Below are 15,114 nucleotides of genomic sequence, written 5' to 3'. Positions count from 1 at the left end.
AGGCCTCACGCTCACCGCAGACCAGCCAACGCGCTGCCTGGCAATCATTGCGTGTTGGCGATGCCCCACGCAGCATCAGCACATGTTCTGCCGATGCTGCTGCGTCGCCACTCACGCAGCCTCGGCAATCCGGCGCATGCGCCGTGCGCGCACTGCGCTCGCCAGGCGTTCCAGCACCTGCACCGAACTGTCCCAGCCGATGCAGCCGTCGGTAATGCTCTGGCCGTAAGTCAGCTCGCACCCCGGCAACAGGTCCTGACGCCCACCGACCAGGTGGCTTTCCACCATCACGCCGACGATGCGCGTTTCGCCGTTTTCCAGCTGATGGGCGATGTCCTCGACGACCTTGGGCTGGTTCTCGGGATTCTTGCTGCTGTTGGCGTGGCTGGCATCGATCATCAGGCGCGCGGGCAGGCCGGATGCATTGAGCACCTGGCTGGCCGCTTCCACATGGGCCGCATCGAAGTTGGGCTGCTTGCCGCCGCGCAGGATCACATGGCAATCCGGGTTGCCCGCCGTCGCTGCCACGGCGGTGTGTCCGTCCTTGGTCACGGCCAGGAAATGATGCGGATGCGAGGCCGCGCCCACCGCGTCCACCGCAATCTTGACGTCGCCGCCGGTGCCGTTCTTGAAGCCCACCGGGCATGACAGCCCGGATGCCATTTCGCGATGCACCTGGCTCTCGGTGGTGCGTGCGCCGATCGCGCCCCAGGCCACCAGGTCGGCGATGTATTGGGGCGAAATGATGTCGAGAAATTCCACGCCGGCCGGCAGGCCGAGATTGTTGATATCGCGCAGCAGGCCACGCGCCACGCGCAGACCCTTGTTGATCTGGAAGCTGCCGTCCAGGTCCGGATCGTTGATCAGGCCCTTCCAGCCGATGGTGGTGCGCGGCTTTTCGAAGTACACCCGCATCACGATCTCCAGCGCGTCACCGAACTGGTCGCGCAACGGACGCAGGCGCTGTGCGTACTCCATCGCCGCGACCGGGTCGTGGATCGAGCAGGGGCCGATCACCACGGCCAGGCGATCGTCGCGCCCGTGCAGGATGTCGTGCAGCGCGGCGCGCGCATTGGTGACGGTTTCGGAGGCGCGCTCATCGCAGGGCAGCAGCGACAGCAGTTGCGCAGGCGGTGCGAGGGCTTCGATCTTGCGGATACGCAGGTCATCGGTTACAGGCGGCATCACAGTGTCTCGGTGGGCGGTGTTGCATCGGGGAGCCAGGCGCGGCGGCAACAAAAAAGCCGCCAGGTGTGCGCTGGCGGCTTTTCGGGAATGCTGCTGAAGTTGCCTTCAGGGTGAGCGCAATCCTTCCTCCGCCAGCGGCATCGGAAAACTGTAGTACCAAAAATAAAACTGGCTGCGGGGTGCGTTCATGGGATGCATTGATACCACGCACTTTTGCGCGTTGCCACTGTTTCATCGGCAACGGACCGGGCACAGGTGGAAGCGAACGCCCCTCCACTGGCTCCGGCACACCTCCCCGCGTTGAAATGCATACGGCCGCAGCGGTGAAGTCGGCACAGGTTCCCGCGGCGGCCGCCAATCCAACGGGTGACGATGGCGCTGTCGCCAATCGGCGCGATGCAAACAATCGATGACGCGCTGATCGAGCTGGTCGTCTCGCCAGGTCCTGCGGCCATGCCGAAAGCAGTGCAGACAGCAGACGCGCGCACGCCACGGCCGCCACCGTGGCGTGCGCAAGCGCCGCGCTCGCTCAGAACGTGAACACGTATTCGGCCGCCACTTCGCGGCCGATCGGGTTGAACAGCGTGGTGTTGTAGAAGCCATACCCGTAGAAGCGTTCCTTGTGGTCGTAGCCCACTTCGTTGAAGACGTTGTTGACGTAGAAATTGACCTTGGCGTGGTCGGTGATCCTGTAGCCGGTGCTCAGGTTCCAGTAGATCGCCGGGCCCAAGCGGCCGAAGTAACGCTTGCTGGTTTCGCCCAGATGCACGTTGGCGGTGTCGGTCACCAGGCACGCATCGGAGGCGCTGGGTTGATAGCCGTCGTCGAAGCGTTCGCAGGTGCCCCAGTTGACCGCGCGCATGGAGCCGATCCGGCGGAAATACACGGTCCAGTCCCAGGCGCCGCCGTTGTCCCAATGCACGCTGCCACGCACGCGGCTGCGCACGCGTTCGTCGCGGCGGTTTTCGTCGCTGTCGGTGCGGTAGATCTGCTCGCGGTAGGCGATCAGATTGTTGTAGTCCAGCGACAGCTGGAAGTTGCCCCAGCCTGCGGTGGCAAGGCGATACTTCAGCGACGCATCGATGCCGGAGGTTTCCATCTGCGCCAGGTTGATCGGGCCGCGCTCGATGCTGGCGATGGTGCCGTCGGCATTGCGCATCACGCGCGAGGTGATGGTGTCGCAATAGCCCGCGCCGCCGGGGTTATTCCACGTGCCGCCGCTGATGGTGGTGCCGGTACGGCAGCCGGCTTCGGCCGACAGGATCTCGTCGCGGTCCAGGTCCTTGATCATTTCCTCCAGCTGGATGCGGTAGTAATCCACGCTCAACGACAGCCCTTGGGCGATGTCCCACACCACGCCACCGGTGAACGAGCGGCCGGTTTCCGAGCGCAGATCCGGGGTGCCGCGACGATTGACGTCCACCGTGTAGAAGATGTTGTTGTTCTCGTCGTTGCAGCCGCCGGTCAAATACGCGCCCGAGGAAATGCAGCGGTACTGATCGATCACCGTCTGGTTGGTGGAGCTGGGTTCGCCCAGCACGTAATGCATGTCGGGTGCGCGGAAGCTGGTGGCCACGGTGCTGCGCACCAGCAGGCTTTCCACCGGCCGCCATTCCAGGCCCGCGCTCCAGGTGGTGTCGCTCTGCGTGCCCACATCGGTGGGGATGGCGGCCGAAGAACGGTAATTGCCGTAGCGGTCGTAACGGCCGGCCACATTCGCGCTCAACGTGGAGAGCAATGGAATCTGGAATTCCAGACCGGCCGAACTGCGCATGCGTTCGCCACCGCCGCTGTCCACCACATCCACCGGGTAGCACTCGTTGGCGCAGGGATCGGGCGAGAGTTGATAGCCCTGCTTTGCCACTTCGGCCACGGTGGCGAAGCGGATCGGCCCGGCCCAGCCCTGCACCACATCGCCGCTCACGCTGAAACTGGCTTGATTCACCCACGAATACGCCGAGTTATGCGACTTGGCGACCAGCGCGTCGTACTGGTCCGACGACAGCGGCGTGTACAGGCGCGCCTCGTTGATCGCATGGATCGGCGTGCCATCGGCGGCGGTGCCGAGGGAGCTGCCGAGGAAGTAGTCGGTGGCGCGCGCGGTGTCCACGGTGCGGATGTATTCGTCGACGGTGTAACGCGAGCGGCCCACGCTCAATTCCCAATCGAAACGGTCGGCCCAGACGCCGCGCAAGCCGGCACTCAGATCCCAGGACTGCTCCTTGTTGTAGTTGGCAAGCCGGTCCCAGCCGCCGGCTTCGCGCCGGGTGAGCTGGCGGATCAGGTTCAACGAACGCCCGGTGGCCGCGTCCTGGAACGGGCCCAGGTACGCGTACGGCGGGTCGTAGGTCCAGCGGCCGATGCTGCGGTTGGCAGACAGCGTGGCCCAAGCCTCGGTGTGCTCGCCGAATTTCCAGGTGCCGTAGAGATATGCCGAATAATCCTCGCTGCCGGTGACCAGACCCCAGTCGCCGTAATCGCGCGCGACGCCGCAGTAATCGCCGGCATTGGTGAGCGCGCCTGTGTTCTGGTTGTAGCTCAGCCGCTGCCCGTCGATGAACTCACCGCCAAAGCGCGCGCAGGTGCCGGCCGGCGGTGCCAGGCGCTCGTTGGTATTGGCGTCGATCAGGCTCAAGCCGGTGAACGGATTGAAGCCGTACAGGCGGTTCTGGCCGGTCCAGTTGGAATAGGACATGTCGTCCGAATCGTCCATTTCAGGGCGATCGCGCCCGCTCAACGGGTCGCGCTTGGTGGCCTGCAGCGCGTAGGTCAGGCTCCAGTTCTCGCCGGTGCGCCCGCCGGCCCAGGACACGTCGAAACTGTCGCGCCCACCTTCGGTGGCGGTGCCGCCGCGCAGGCGCACCTGGTCGCCCTGATAGTCGCGCTTGAGGATCACGTTGATCACGCCGGCCACTGCATCGGAGCCGTAGATCGCCGACGCTCCGCCGGTGAGGATGTCGATGCGCTCCACCGCAGCGGAAGGAATATTGCTGTAGTTGGAGAAGTTGCTCTCGCCGCCGTAGGGCAGCGGGTAATCGGCCACGCGGTGCCCGTTGACCAGCAACAGCGTCCGTCCCGGCCCGAGGTCGCGCAGATTGATCGGCGAGGCGTTGGGCGTATGCGAGCCCCACTGCGTATCGGCTTCCACCGAGCCCTGCTGATTCATGCTGTTGAGCACGTCGTAGACGGTGGCGAAGCCTTCCTGCTGGATCTGCTGCGCACTGATGGTGACCACCGGTTGCGCACCTTCGACCTGCGCGCGCTTGATGCGCGAGCCGGTGACGCTGACCGCATCCAGCGTGGAGGTGGCGCGCGTGGCATCGGGTTCGGTTTGCTGGGCCATGAGCGGCGGCGCGCACGCGGCAGTCACGGCAAGGGAGACGGAAATCGACAAGGCAAGGCGATGACTGCGGCAGTTCATAAGATCCCCGGGAGAGGCCGGACGTGGCCGGCGTGGCAATGCGCTGCAACGACGCCTGCCAGCGATGCGTGCACCGCTGCCCCTTGTCCGATGGCCCCCCGACCGCTCGGCGCAAACGCCTGCCCAGCGACGCTAAAGCTGCGATGACATCGGTGTCAACAGGTGGTCGCGGAGTGTGACGGCGATCGACTATCCGGCAGGCTGGGGCTGCCCTCACTGCGATGATTGCGCTCCCAGCGCACTCGACCCTGCGCAGCTGGCAACAGGTCATGCGATCACAAGTTGCCATCGTCCTGCCTGGTTGGTTCTTCCTGCAACGCAGTAGTTCGCATCGCGCTAGGCCGGCCGGGCAGGCTTGTTCGAATGATGCAGGCGCGCCAGCCAGTACGCGCTGGCCGCTCCCCCTCATCAAGGAAACCCACCATGGAGATCAAGAAACAGCAAACCGCAGGCCCCTCTTCTCTGGCGCCATTGCACGACATCCATACCGACAATGCCCCCGTCGCCGACGCCACATCGCCGACGCAAACCCCGCTCCACCCCAGCCTGGCTGCGCTCACTCCGCGCAGCCGTTCGCGCGCATCCAGCGCCGACTCCGAGCACGGCGCTTCGCCGGTGCCTTCGCACGACCCCGAACCGCAGGCCCACTCACCCGAACGCGCCTCCGGCCCGTCCACCGCCGCAACGCTTGCCGCACGCGCAAACGCCGCATTGGCAAGCGGCGTTCAGCAGGCTTACGCTGCGGTATCGAAGGGGGCGTCCAATCTCTGGTCGCTGGCGGACCTGCGCACCATGCTGCAGATCCATGCGGACGATCCCGCATTCCTGCAGATGGTGCGTCACACCGACCCGGAACAGAGCGCCCCGCACACTCTGGCCGCGTGCCGCCAACAGATCACGCAGCTGCGCGATGCCATCGAAGCGGCAACCGGCCTGGAAGCACGCTTCAGGCAGCAGTTGCTCGGCGACATCAAGGCCGTGGAAGACGCCCTGCAGCCGCTGGAGCACGGCACACCTGCGACCGGGCGGGCGCTCAAGTCGCTGGCCAACCTGGTCAATCTCTGGCCACTGATGGTCCCCAGTCCGTTGCTGGGCAACCAGGCCAAGACCTTCGCCTATTCCATCGCCGCGGCAACCAAGGGCGTGATGACGCTCTCGGCATCTGCACTGCGCCCCACCGCCGACGGGCTTCCGTTCCCGCTGATGGGCGGGCAGCTGGGGCGCGACGCCAACGAAATGCACTTCTATTCCGTTCTGCTCAACGGATTGTTTCTCACCACCGAACTGCCCAAGAAATTCGGCACCCCCTCCATGCGGCACCAAGCCGAAGCAGTGGAAAACAACCTGGGATTTGCCGCGGCCGCATCGACGGCATGCGCGGCGATGGTGCTGACGCCCTTCCTTTGGAACAGCCTCAACGTGCTGGGCAACCGGCTGCAGCACAAGCTGTCGCATCTGGGCGCCGGCATTGCAGAAAACGCCGGCTTTCAGAGCCAGGCGCAGCGGTTGCGTGCACGCCTGACGCCCGGCCAGGTCAGCGCGCAACTGCGCACGCAACTCAACGAGATCTGCGCCGCTCTGGAGCACGGCCGGGAAGCGTTTCAACAGGCACGTCGCGACTTCACCGACCCAAGCCAAGGGCGCGAGCTGACCCGCACGCTCAATGCCCAGTGCACGCACCTGCTGGAGACCCTGGACCGATGCAGCAAGCGACTGAGCGCTGCGCTACAAGTGGACCAGGACCAGCCAGCCACCCTCCCGCGCCAGGTGACCAACCACGACATCGCCCCCAAGTTGGCATTGGCATTGCTGGGAGCCGGAGTGACCGGGCTGACGGTCTACCTGATCCAGCCCGATCGCATCGGCACGGTCGACCTGGTGGCCGACTCTATCCTTGTAACGACCGTGATGATGCAGTCGGCGCTCAACGCACATGCGACCCGTCAGGACGCCATGGAACGCTTCAAGGCCATGTGCTCCGGCAGCCTGGTCATGGCGCTGGCCCTGGGCGTGGAGAAATTGTCCAAGACCTTCGCAGACAAGAGCCTGATCGAAGCCTCGTCCTCATCGCCCTACTACGCCGGCGCGATCATGTCGCTGATGTCGATGACCATGCCCGGCCCCATGGCGCGTGGCGCAGAGCTGGCGATGAACTGGGGCGGCGGTCAGATCATGCGTGTCTTCAGGGGGCCCGACGGTACCGCGCTCGCAACCCGCATGCCGTCCTCGCCCGAGGAACTCATCCAGCACGTGCAGGACACCGCCAGATATGTGCAAAGCCTGTCGCCGGAACAGGCGCAGGAGTACGCGCAGACCGTTGCCGATAGCGCCCTGCAGGGGATCGAGGACGCCGGCGCGCAGACCAGGCCCGCCAGCAGCGTCACCATCACCGAGATCACCGAGGCAAACGAGGAGGAGGCGCTCGCCGCAGCCAGCGCATCGCCTGAGCAACGCTCGCCTGCGCGCACCCATCCGTCGCCGGATCAGGCCGCAGCCAGCACTGCACCTTCGTCCTGACGGTACGGCCGCCGGTCATCGGCAACTGCCGCGTGCCTGCGCAAGCGACGCGCATAAAAAAACCCCGCCGTTGGGCGGGGTTTTTTTTGCTGCAACAGCCGAAGTGGCGTGGATCAGAAATCCATGCCGCCCATGCCGCCCATGCCGCCGCCGGCCGGCATCGCCGGCTCGTCCTTCTTCGGCGCATCGGCCACCATGGCTTCGGTGGTGATCATCAGGCCGGCGATCGAGGCGGCGTTCTGCAGTGCCGAACGGGTCACCTTGGTCGGGTCCAGGATGCCGAATTCGACCATGTCGCCGAACTCGCCGTTGGCGGCGTTGTAGCCGTAGTTGCCGCTGCCTTCCTTGACCTTGTTCAGGATCACGGACGGCTCTTCGCCGGCATTGGCCACGATCTCGCGCAGCGGGGCTTCCATGGCGCGCAGGGCGATCTGGATGCCGTGGGTCTGGTCTTCGTTGGCGCCCTTGAGCTCGCCCACGGCCACCAGCGCACGCACCAGGGCCACGCCGCCGCCCGGGACCACGCCTTCTTCGACGGCTGCACGGGTGGCGTGCAGGGCGTCTTCGACGCGTGCCTTCTTTTCCTTCATTTCGATTTCGGTCGAGGCGCCGACCTTGATCACTGCAACGCCACCGGCCAGCTTGGCCACGCGCTCCTGCAGCTTCTCACGGTCGTAATCGGACGAGGTGTCTTCGATCTGGGTCTTGATCTGGCCCACGCGCGATTCGATCGCCGCGGTGTCGCCGGCGCCGTCGATGATGGTGGTGTTTTCCTTGGAGACCTGCACCTTCTTGGCGCGGCCCAGGTCCTTGATGGTCGCCTTCTCAAGCGCCAGGCCCACTTCCTCGGAGATCACGGTACCGCCGGTCAGCACGGCCATGTCTTCCAGCATCGCCTTGCGACGGTCGCCGAAGCCCGGCGCCTTGACGGCCACGACCTTGACGATGCCGCGGATGGTGTTGACCACCAGGGTCGCCAGCGCTTCGCCTTCGACTTCTTCGGCGACGATCAGCAGCGGCTTGCCGGCCTTGGCCACGCCTTCCAGCACGGGCAGCAGGTCACGCACGTTGGAGATCTTCTTGTCGTGCAGCAGGATGAACGGGTCGTCCAGGTCGGCCGACTGGCTCTGCTGGTTGTTGATGAAGTACGGGGAGAGGTAGCCGCGGTCGAACTGCATGCCCTCGACCACGTCCAGCTCGTTTTCCAGGCCCGAGCCTTCTTCAACGGTGATCACGCCTTCCTTGCCGACCTTCTTCATCGCTTCGGCAATGATGTTGCCGATCGACTCGTCCGAGTTGGCCGAAATGGTGCCGACCTGGGCAATCGCCTTGTCGTCGGTGGTGGGCTTGGAGATGTTCTTCAGCTCGACGACCGCAGCCTTGACGGCCTGGTCGATACCACGCTTGAGGTCCATCGGGTTCATGCCGGCGGCCACGGCCTTGGCGCCTTCGCGGATCAGGGCCTGGGCCAGCACGGTGGCGGTGGTGGTGCCGTCGCCGGCGTTGTCGTTGGTCTTGGACGCGACTTCCTTGACCATCTGCGCGCCCATGTTCTCGAACTTGTCGGCCAGTTCGATTTCCTTGGCGACGGAAACGCCGTCCTTGGTGATGGTCGGCGCGCCGAAGCTCTTCTCGAGCACGACGTTGCGGCCCTTCGGGCCCAGGGTGGCCTTCACGGCATTGGCAAGCACGTTGACGCCACGAACCATGCGGGTACGTGCGTCTTCACCGAAACGAATGTCTTTAGCAGCCATTGGTTGTTACTCCGGGATTTGAGATTGGGGATTGGGGATTGGCTAGAGCGGGATCCGGAGGAGAGGCGGATTGGTGCGGCAAGCCGCGGTGACCAATCCCGAATCTCGACTCCCGAATCCCGCCGGCAACGGCTATCAGCCGATGACGGCCAGGATGTCGTCTTCGCGCAGCACCTTGTACTCGACGCCTTCGGACTTGTAGCTGCTGCCGGCGTACTGGCCGTAGATGACCTTGTCGCCAACCTTGACCACCGGCGCGCGCAGGCTGCCGTTGTCCAGCGGCTTGCCGGCGCCGATCGCGACGACTTCACCCTTGGTGGACTTTTCCTTGGCGGAGTCCGGAATCACGATGCCGCCGGCGGAAACTTCGTCGGCTTCGATCGGCTTGACTACAACGCGGTCGTGAAGCGGCTTGATGCTCATAGAGAGAAGACCTCTTAAGTGTTTGATTGGCCTGGAAATTATCGGCGATGTTAGCACTCGCACATGACGACTGCCAGCACAGCGCGCGGAAAAAACCCGACAAGCGGGTGCGGGCCAGAGATTGTGCTGCGCGGGCGGCTTTCAAGGGCTGGCGGCAAAAATTTTTCGCCGACCGCTTCTCTCCGAACCACCGGGGCGGCCGACAAAACGGAGCGAGCGGTTGTCAGGTGGGCGCGGACATCGCGGAGGAACCGGAATGGAGTGCATGCCCACGGGCACCGGGCGCGCCCACCTGGCAGGCGTATAGCGGTCTGGTCCAATGCTCTAGAAATGGAACCAGGTTCCATCGCCTGTCATGCGCGCGCCTTACAGTCGGGAACGCATTCCCCGATCACAAGGAGCTGTCGATGAGGTTGCCGTCCCGTTTCGTGTCCCTGCGTTGCACCCTTCCCCTGGCCTGCGCGTTCGCGCTCGGTGCCACCTCCGCCAATGCGGCGGTCTTCATCAACGAACTGCACTACGACGACGCGGGCGCCTCCGGCGACAGCGGCGAGGGTGTGGAAGTGGTGGCCACTGCTGGCGAATCGCTGAGCGGTTACCGCATCTACCTGTACAACGGCAACAGCCCCAGTGCGGCAGTGGTGTACGCCAATACGGCGGTGCCGGCCGGCACGGTGGTCAGCTGCGGCAGCCAGGTGCGTATGGCCACGGTGAGCTATGCCAGCAACGGCGTGCAGAACGGCCCCAACGACGGCGTGGCGCTGGTCGACCCCAACGGGCAGCTGGTGCAGTTCCTCAGTTATGAAGGCGCCATCACCGGCAGCGGCGGCCCGGCGGCCGGCGTGACCAGCCAGAACCTGCCGGTGAGCGAGAGCAACAGCACCGCGGTCGGCAGTTCGCTGCAATTGACCGGTACCGGCAGCAGCGCGGCCAACTTCAGCTGGGCCGGCTCGGCGGCGCAGACCTTCGGCGCCTGCAACCGCGGCCAGACCTTCACCGGCAGCGACGGCGGTGGAAGCACCGGTGCTCCCACCATCAGCAGCACCACACCAACGCAAGGCGCCACCGGCTTTCCGGCTGCCGGCGATCTGGCCGTGGGCTTCAGCGAAGCGGTGACGCTGGGCAGCGGTGCGTTTGCGCTGAGCTGCGCCAGCTCCGGCAACGTGGCGCTGACATACCCGACCAGCGGCAACCGCTTCACCCTGTCCACCAACACCGCGCTGGTCGGCGGCGAGCGCTGCACGCTGGCCATCACCGCCAGCGCCATCCGCGATGCCAGCGGCCTGAGCCCGGCCGCCAACCAGTCCATCGCCTTCACCGTGGCCACCGCCAGCGGCGGCGGTACCGGGTACTACGCGCGGGTCAATACCGCCAGCGCCAGCCAGCTGCGCTGCTCGTTGCACGCCACCATCAAGGGGCACACGGTCTACCCGTACAGCGGCAGCGGCACCAGCACCTGGACCATCCTGGAAATGGCCGACGAGGATCCCAACAACAGCGGCCGCATCCTGGACGCCTACCGCAACCGCAGCTACGCCAAGGTGAGCGACCGCGCCGGCACCGGCAGCGGGCTCACCTACAACCGCGAGCACACCTGGCCCAACTCGCTGGGCTTTGGCAGCGCCACCGGCGACCGCGGCCTGCCGTACGCGCCCTATACCGACACCCACATGCTGTACCTGACCGACACCAGCTTCAACGCAGACCGCGGCAACAAGCCCTATGCCACCTGCACCAGCAGCTGCGGCGAGCGGGTGACCGAGGTCAACGACGGCAGTGGCGGCGGCAGCGGACGATACCCGGGCAATTCCAACTGGGTCCGCACGCCCGACGGCAACAGCGGCACCTTCGAGGTGTGGGGCCGGCGCAAGGGCGACATGGCGCGCGCGGTGATGTACATGGCCATCCGCTATGAAGGCGGGCTGGATGCGGCCACCGGACAATCCGAGCCGGACCTGGAGCTGACCGACGACCGCAGCAAGATCGTGCAGACCGCGGCCTCGCCGGCCTACATGGGCCTGCTCTCCACCCTGCTGGCCTGGCATCAGGCCGACCCGCCGGACGATGCCGAGCGCGCCCGCAACGAGGTGATCTTCAGCTTCCAGGGCAACCGCAACCCGTTCGTGGATCACCCCGAATGGGCCACCGCCAGCCTGTTCAACTCGGCCAAGCCGGCCAGTTGCCAGCTGGCCAACTAAGACCGGCTCACGCACGTCGCGCGCAGTCGCCAGGCGGGGTGAACGGCACGCTCGGAACCGCACTGTACGCGTGGTACATGCCGATTCCGGGCCCGCCGCACCCGCCTGGCGGCAAGCGCAACCGTGTTGCCTGTTGGCCTGGGCTGCACCGGCCGGGCGGGTGAGGCGCGGGGCCCGGAGCAGATCGCGCCGGGCGCCTTGCCCCCAACCGGTGACGCCGGGCGTCTGTACAGACGGCATGCGTTGCCGGCAGGCGCCACGGCATTGATCCCCCATTGGCCAAACCCGGGTAGCCGCCTTGCCGTGCACGGCAGGGCGCAAGCGAACCCGGAACCACCCGAGGCACCGCGTGCTGACCGCAGGGTCGCTTGAGCACGCCATCTCACCGGGGCCACGAAGTTAACGTCTTGTTCCGGAATCGGCGGTCGATCCCCCGCAAACAGGGGATTACACTGCCGGGTCCAATGAGCGCACCTTCCCTCCATTTGTTAGTGAGCACCTGCCCGGATACCGACAGCGCCGAGCGCATTGCGCAGGCCTTGCTCGACGAACGGCTGGCCGCCTGCGTCACCCTATTGCCCGGCGTGCAATCGCTGTACCGCTGGAAGGGCGCGATCGAGCGCAGCACCGAGGTGCAGTTGCTGATCAAGACCTGGGACGACTGCCTGCCCGACGCCATCGCGCGGCTGCAGGCCTTGCATCCGTATGAACTGCCGGAGGCGGTCGCTGTCCAAGCCAGCGCCGGGCTGCCGGCATATCTCGATTGGGTCCGGGCCGAAACCCGCAAGGAATTCTGACGTCCATGAAGTCTCTGTCCCGCTGGATCGCCCGCTGCGCGCTCTTGGCCGCCCCCTTGCTCGCCGCGCCGCTGGCGGTACTGGCGCCCGCCCCCGCGCAGGCCGCCGTAACCGAAGCCGACCTGCTGCCGGTGGACCAGGCCTTCGCGCTGAGCGCCACCGCCGACAGCCGCGACCGCATCGCGCTGCACTGGAAGATCGCACCGGGCTACTACCTGTATCGCCACCGCATCAGCGTCAAGGCCGGAAAGGGGTTTGCCGCGGGCGAACTGGCGCTGCCGGAAGGCGAGAGCAAGCACGACGAGTTCTTCGGCCAGGTGCAGACCTACCGCAAGCAACTGCAGGCCACCCTGGCCGGCAAGGCCGACCCGGCAGTGCAGACCGCCGTCCTGCAGGTGCAGTACCAGGGCTGCGCCGATGCCGGCGTGTGCTATCCACCGCAGCGGCGCGAAATCCGCCTCGACCTGCCCGCGGCCGATGCCACCGGGGCGCAGGCCACCGCCGCGCCACGCGAAAACCTGGGCGCGCTGGTGCCACGCAACGCCGCCGCCCCGCGCCTGTTCGGCGCCCCCGGCCAGACCGCCGGGGTGGACGCGTTGCCGCTGCCGGCCGAGCAGGCGTTCAATTTCGAAGCCATCGTCGGCGACGGCAACAGCCTGCTGCTGCGCTTCACCCCGGCGCCGGGCTATTACATCTACCGCGACCGCACCTCGCTGGCCCTGGAAGGCGCCAGCGGCGTGCGCACCGGGCTGCCGCGCTGGCCGCAAGGCAAGGCGCACCGCGACGAACACTTCGGCGATGTGGTGGTGTATTTCGACCAGGCCGAAGTGACCTTGCCGCTGCTGCGCGACCACCCTGACCCGGCCCACGTGACCCTGGTGGCCACCTTCCAGGGCTGCCAGACCGACGGGATCTGCTATCCGCCTATGACCCGCCGCGTCGCCCTGGATGTACCGGCCGGCACCGTGTCGCCACAGAACCAGGCGCAGGCCGCGCCGTTGATGATTTCGCCGCTGGCCGCCGGTCAGGCACCGGTCGAGCCGGCGCCGGCCGCCAGCACGGCCGTCCCGGTCGCCGATGCCTCGGCCGGCAACCCGGAGCGCACGCCGCCGCCGCATACCGACAAGGGCCTGCTGGGCATGCTGGCGCTGGCCCTGCTTGGCGGCTTGGTGCTGAACCTGATGCCCTGCGTGCTGCCGATCCTGTCGCTGAAGGTGCTGGGCCTGGCGCACAGCGGCGAGAGCCGCAGCCATGCGCGTCGCCATGCGATCTGGTACTCGCTGGGCGTGCTGGTGTCCTTTGCCGCCATCGGTGGGCTGGTGATCGGCTTGCGCGCCGCCGGGCAGGCTGCCGGCTGGGGCTTCCAGCTGCAGCAGCCGTGGTTCGTCGCGGCGCTGGCGTATCTGATGTTCGCGGTGGGGCTGAGCCTGTCGGGCGTGTTCACCTTGGGCACCAACCTGGGCGGCATCGGCCAGTCGCTGGCCGCGCGCAACGGGCCGCTGGGCGACTTCTTCACCGGCGTGCTGGCCTGCGTGGTCGCCAGCCCCTGCATCGCGCCGTTCATGGGCACGGCACTGGCCTACGCCTTCACCGCGCCCGCGCTGCTGGCGATGCTGGTGTTCCTGGTGCTGGGCCTGGGCCTGGCGCTGCCGTTCCTGCTGATCGGCTTCGTGCCTTCGCTGGCGCGGCGCCTGCCTACCCCCGGGGCGTGGATGGAAACGCTCAAGCAGGTGCTGGCGTTCCCCATGTATCTCACCGCGATCTGGCTGCTGTGGGTCTTGGGCAAGCAGCGCGGCGTGGATGCGCTGGCCTTGATGCTGGTGGGCGCCACCCTGCTGGCCCTGGGGCTGTGGTGCTTCGAGCGCAGCCGCTGGAAAAGCCACCGCCTGGGCCTGGGCCTGGCCACGACGATGCTGGTACTGGCCCTGGTGCCGGTGGTCGCGGTCACGCGCCTGAGCCTGCCGGCGGCCACCGCGGCCGAGGGCGTGGTGGCGTTCTCGCCGCAGTTGCTGGACCGCCTGCGTGCGGACAACCGCGTGGTCTTCGTCAACATGACCGCCGATTGGTGCGTGACCTGCAAGGCCAACGAAAAGAACGTGCTGAGCAGCGCCGAATTCCGCGACGCGTTGCGCCGCGTCGATGCGGTCTACATGAAGGGCGACTGGACCAATGTCGACCCCGCCATCAGCACCTTCCTGGACCAGCACCAGGCCGTCGGCGTGCCGCTGTACGTGGTCTACGGCCCCGGCGCCCCGCCGGCGATCCTGCCGACCGTGCTGACCGGCGCGATTACCGAAGACGCCTTGCTGCGCGCTGCGCGGTAAGGCGCGCCTTCGCTGCGGCCGGTGGCCTGGGCGGCCGTCTGTTGGCGGGCCAGGCCGAAGATTTTGCGAACCGTGTGGGCCGACACCCGTGCCATGGGCGTGTTGCGACAGGTCCAAGCACGGGTTCGGCCCCTCCTGGCCGGGGTCTGCACGCCCCGCGCTGCCGGCGCCCTGCAGACCTGACCGGCCGATGTTGGCATGCGCATAGATGGCGTCAGGTGGCGTCAGGCTGCGCGCGGCCTCGCCTGTTCGGTGCCCCTGGCACCTCCAACGCCTTGATGCATGCGATGCGCAGCAGGCGACCGTGGCCGCGGCCTGCACGGCGGGAAGCTGCAGGAAGCGAGGCAACAGAGGGGGGCGATCGCGCTGATCGCCCTTCATCTGGCACGCCGGCCGTTCCGGCCCGACGCCACGTTGTTGGGAGCCTGCATCTCCGCACAAAACGCAGATCGCGGCCGCCGCAGCGTCACCTCCTGCGCCCTTGCCATGAAC

The 15,114-nt window shown here is 66.7% G+C and carries 8 protein-coding genes and 2 other RNA genes; 4 read left to right on the top strand and 6 right to left on the bottom strand.

Annotation, left to right across the window (positions count from 1 at the left end):
- Window positions 1-111: 111 nt before the first annotated feature.
- The gene (locus HLH45_RS07460) at window positions 112-1,185 is read right to left on the bottom strand and encodes a 3-deoxy-7-phosphoheptulonate synthase (protein ID WP_008572849.1); all 1,074 of its coding nucleotides are present in this window, start codon (window positions 1,183-1,185) and stop codon (window positions 112-114) included.
- Between the two features lie 532 nt (window positions 1,186-1,717).
- Window positions 1,718-4,531, bottom strand: coding sequence for a TonB-dependent receptor plug domain-containing protein (locus tag HLH45_RS07455; RefSeq protein WP_033478671.1), 2,814 nt, complete (start codon window positions 4,529-4,531; stop codon window positions 1,718-1,720).
- A gap of 501 nt (window positions 4,532-5,032) precedes the next feature.
- On the opposite strand from HLH45_RS07455, the gene xopX reads away from it, so the two are divergent.
- Window positions 5,033-7,126, top strand: coding sequence for a XopX family type III secretion system effector (gene xopX / locus HLH45_RS07450; RefSeq protein WP_008572846.1), 2,094 nt, complete (start codon window positions 5,033-5,035; stop codon window positions 7,124-7,126).
- A gap of 113 nt (window positions 7,127-7,239) precedes the next feature.
- Here the strand turns inward: xopX and groL are convergent, their stop codons facing one another.
- The 3 genes from groL to HLH45_RS07435 form a co-directional block, all read right to left on the bottom strand.
- On the bottom strand, window positions 7,240-8,880 hold the full coding sequence (gene groL / locus HLH45_RS07445; RefSeq protein WP_011346211.1) for a chaperonin GroEL: 1,641 nt from the start codon (window positions 8,878-8,880) through the stop codon (window positions 7,240-7,242).
- A 135-nt stretch (window positions 8,881-9,015) separates the two neighbouring features.
- The gene (locus tag HLH45_RS07440; RefSeq protein ID WP_003483210.1) at window positions 9,016-9,303 is read right to left on the bottom strand and encodes a co-chaperone GroES; all 288 of its coding nucleotides are present in this window, start codon (window positions 9,301-9,303) and stop codon (window positions 9,016-9,018) included.
- A 197-nt stretch (window positions 9,304-9,500) separates the two neighbouring features.
- A non-coding RNA gene (locus tag HLH45_RS07435) (sX9 sRNA) lies at window positions 9,501-9,570 on the bottom strand.
- Between the two features lie 140 nt (window positions 9,571-9,710).
- On the opposite strand from HLH45_RS07435, the gene HLH45_RS07430 reads away from it, so the two are divergent.
- Entirely contained in the window at window positions 9,711-11,501 is a 1,791-nt protein-coding gene (locus HLH45_RS07430) for an endonuclease (RefSeq protein WP_046932209.1), read from the top strand.
- Window positions 11,502-11,505: 4 nt separating this feature from the next.
- Here the strand turns inward: HLH45_RS07430 and HLH45_RS07425 are convergent.
- Window positions 11,506-11,580, bottom strand: a non-coding RNA gene (locus HLH45_RS07425) — sX9 sRNA.
- A 385-nt stretch (window positions 11,581-11,965) separates the two neighbouring features.
- Here HLH45_RS07425 and cutA point away from each other — a divergent pair.
- Window positions 11,966-12,298, top strand: coding sequence for a divalent-cation tolerance protein CutA (gene cutA, locus HLH45_RS07420; RefSeq protein WP_008571855.1), 333 nt, complete (start codon window positions 11,966-11,968; stop codon window positions 12,296-12,298).
- Between the two features lie 5 nt (window positions 12,299-12,303).
- On the top strand, window positions 12,304-14,622 hold the full coding sequence (locus tag HLH45_RS07415; RefSeq protein WP_046932211.1) for a protein-disulfide reductase DsbD family protein: 2,319 nt from the start codon (window positions 12,304-12,306) through the stop codon (window positions 14,620-14,622).
- Window positions 14,623-15,114: the final 492 nt, after the last annotated feature.

Origin of the sequence: Xanthomonas euvesicatoria, from assembly GCF_013112235.1 — a bacterium.
GTDB classification, from domain to species: Bacteria; Pseudomonadota; Gammaproteobacteria; order Xanthomonadales; family Xanthomonadaceae; genus Xanthomonas; species Xanthomonas euvesicatoria.
This window is presented reverse-complemented; position numbering and strand designations above follow the sequence as displayed.

Excerpts from the sequence above, each read along its gene's own strand:
- HLH45_RS07460 (WP_008572849.1), bottom strand. The coding sequence starts at position 1,185 with ATGCCGCCTGTAACCGATGACCTGCGTATCCGCAAGATCGAAGCCCTC.
- HLH45_RS07455 (WP_033478671.1), bottom strand. The coding sequence starts at position 4,531 with ATGGCCCAGCAAACCGAACCCGATGCCACGCGCGCCACCTCCACGCTG.
- xopX (WP_008572846.1), top strand. The coding sequence starts at position 5,033 with ATGGAGATCAAGAAACAGCAAACCGCAGGCCCCTCTTCTCTGGCGCCA.
- groL (WP_011346211.1), bottom strand. The coding sequence starts at position 8,880 with ATGGCTGCTAAAGACATTCGTTTCGGTGAAGACGCACGTACCCGCATG.
- HLH45_RS07440 (WP_003483210.1), bottom strand. The coding sequence starts at position 9,303 with ATGAGCATCAAGCCGCTTCACGACCGCGTTGTAGTCAAGCCGATCGAA.
- HLH45_RS07430 (WP_046932209.1), top strand. The coding sequence starts at position 9,711 with ATGAGGTTGCCGTCCCGTTTCGTGTCCCTGCGTTGCACCCTTCCCCTG.
- cutA (WP_008571855.1), top strand. The coding sequence starts at position 11,966 with ATGAGCGCACCTTCCCTCCATTTGTTAGTGAGCACCTGCCCGGATACC.
- HLH45_RS07415 (WP_046932211.1), top strand. The coding sequence starts at position 12,304 with ATGAAGTCTCTGTCCCGCTGGATCGCCCGCTGCGCGCTCTTGGCCGCC.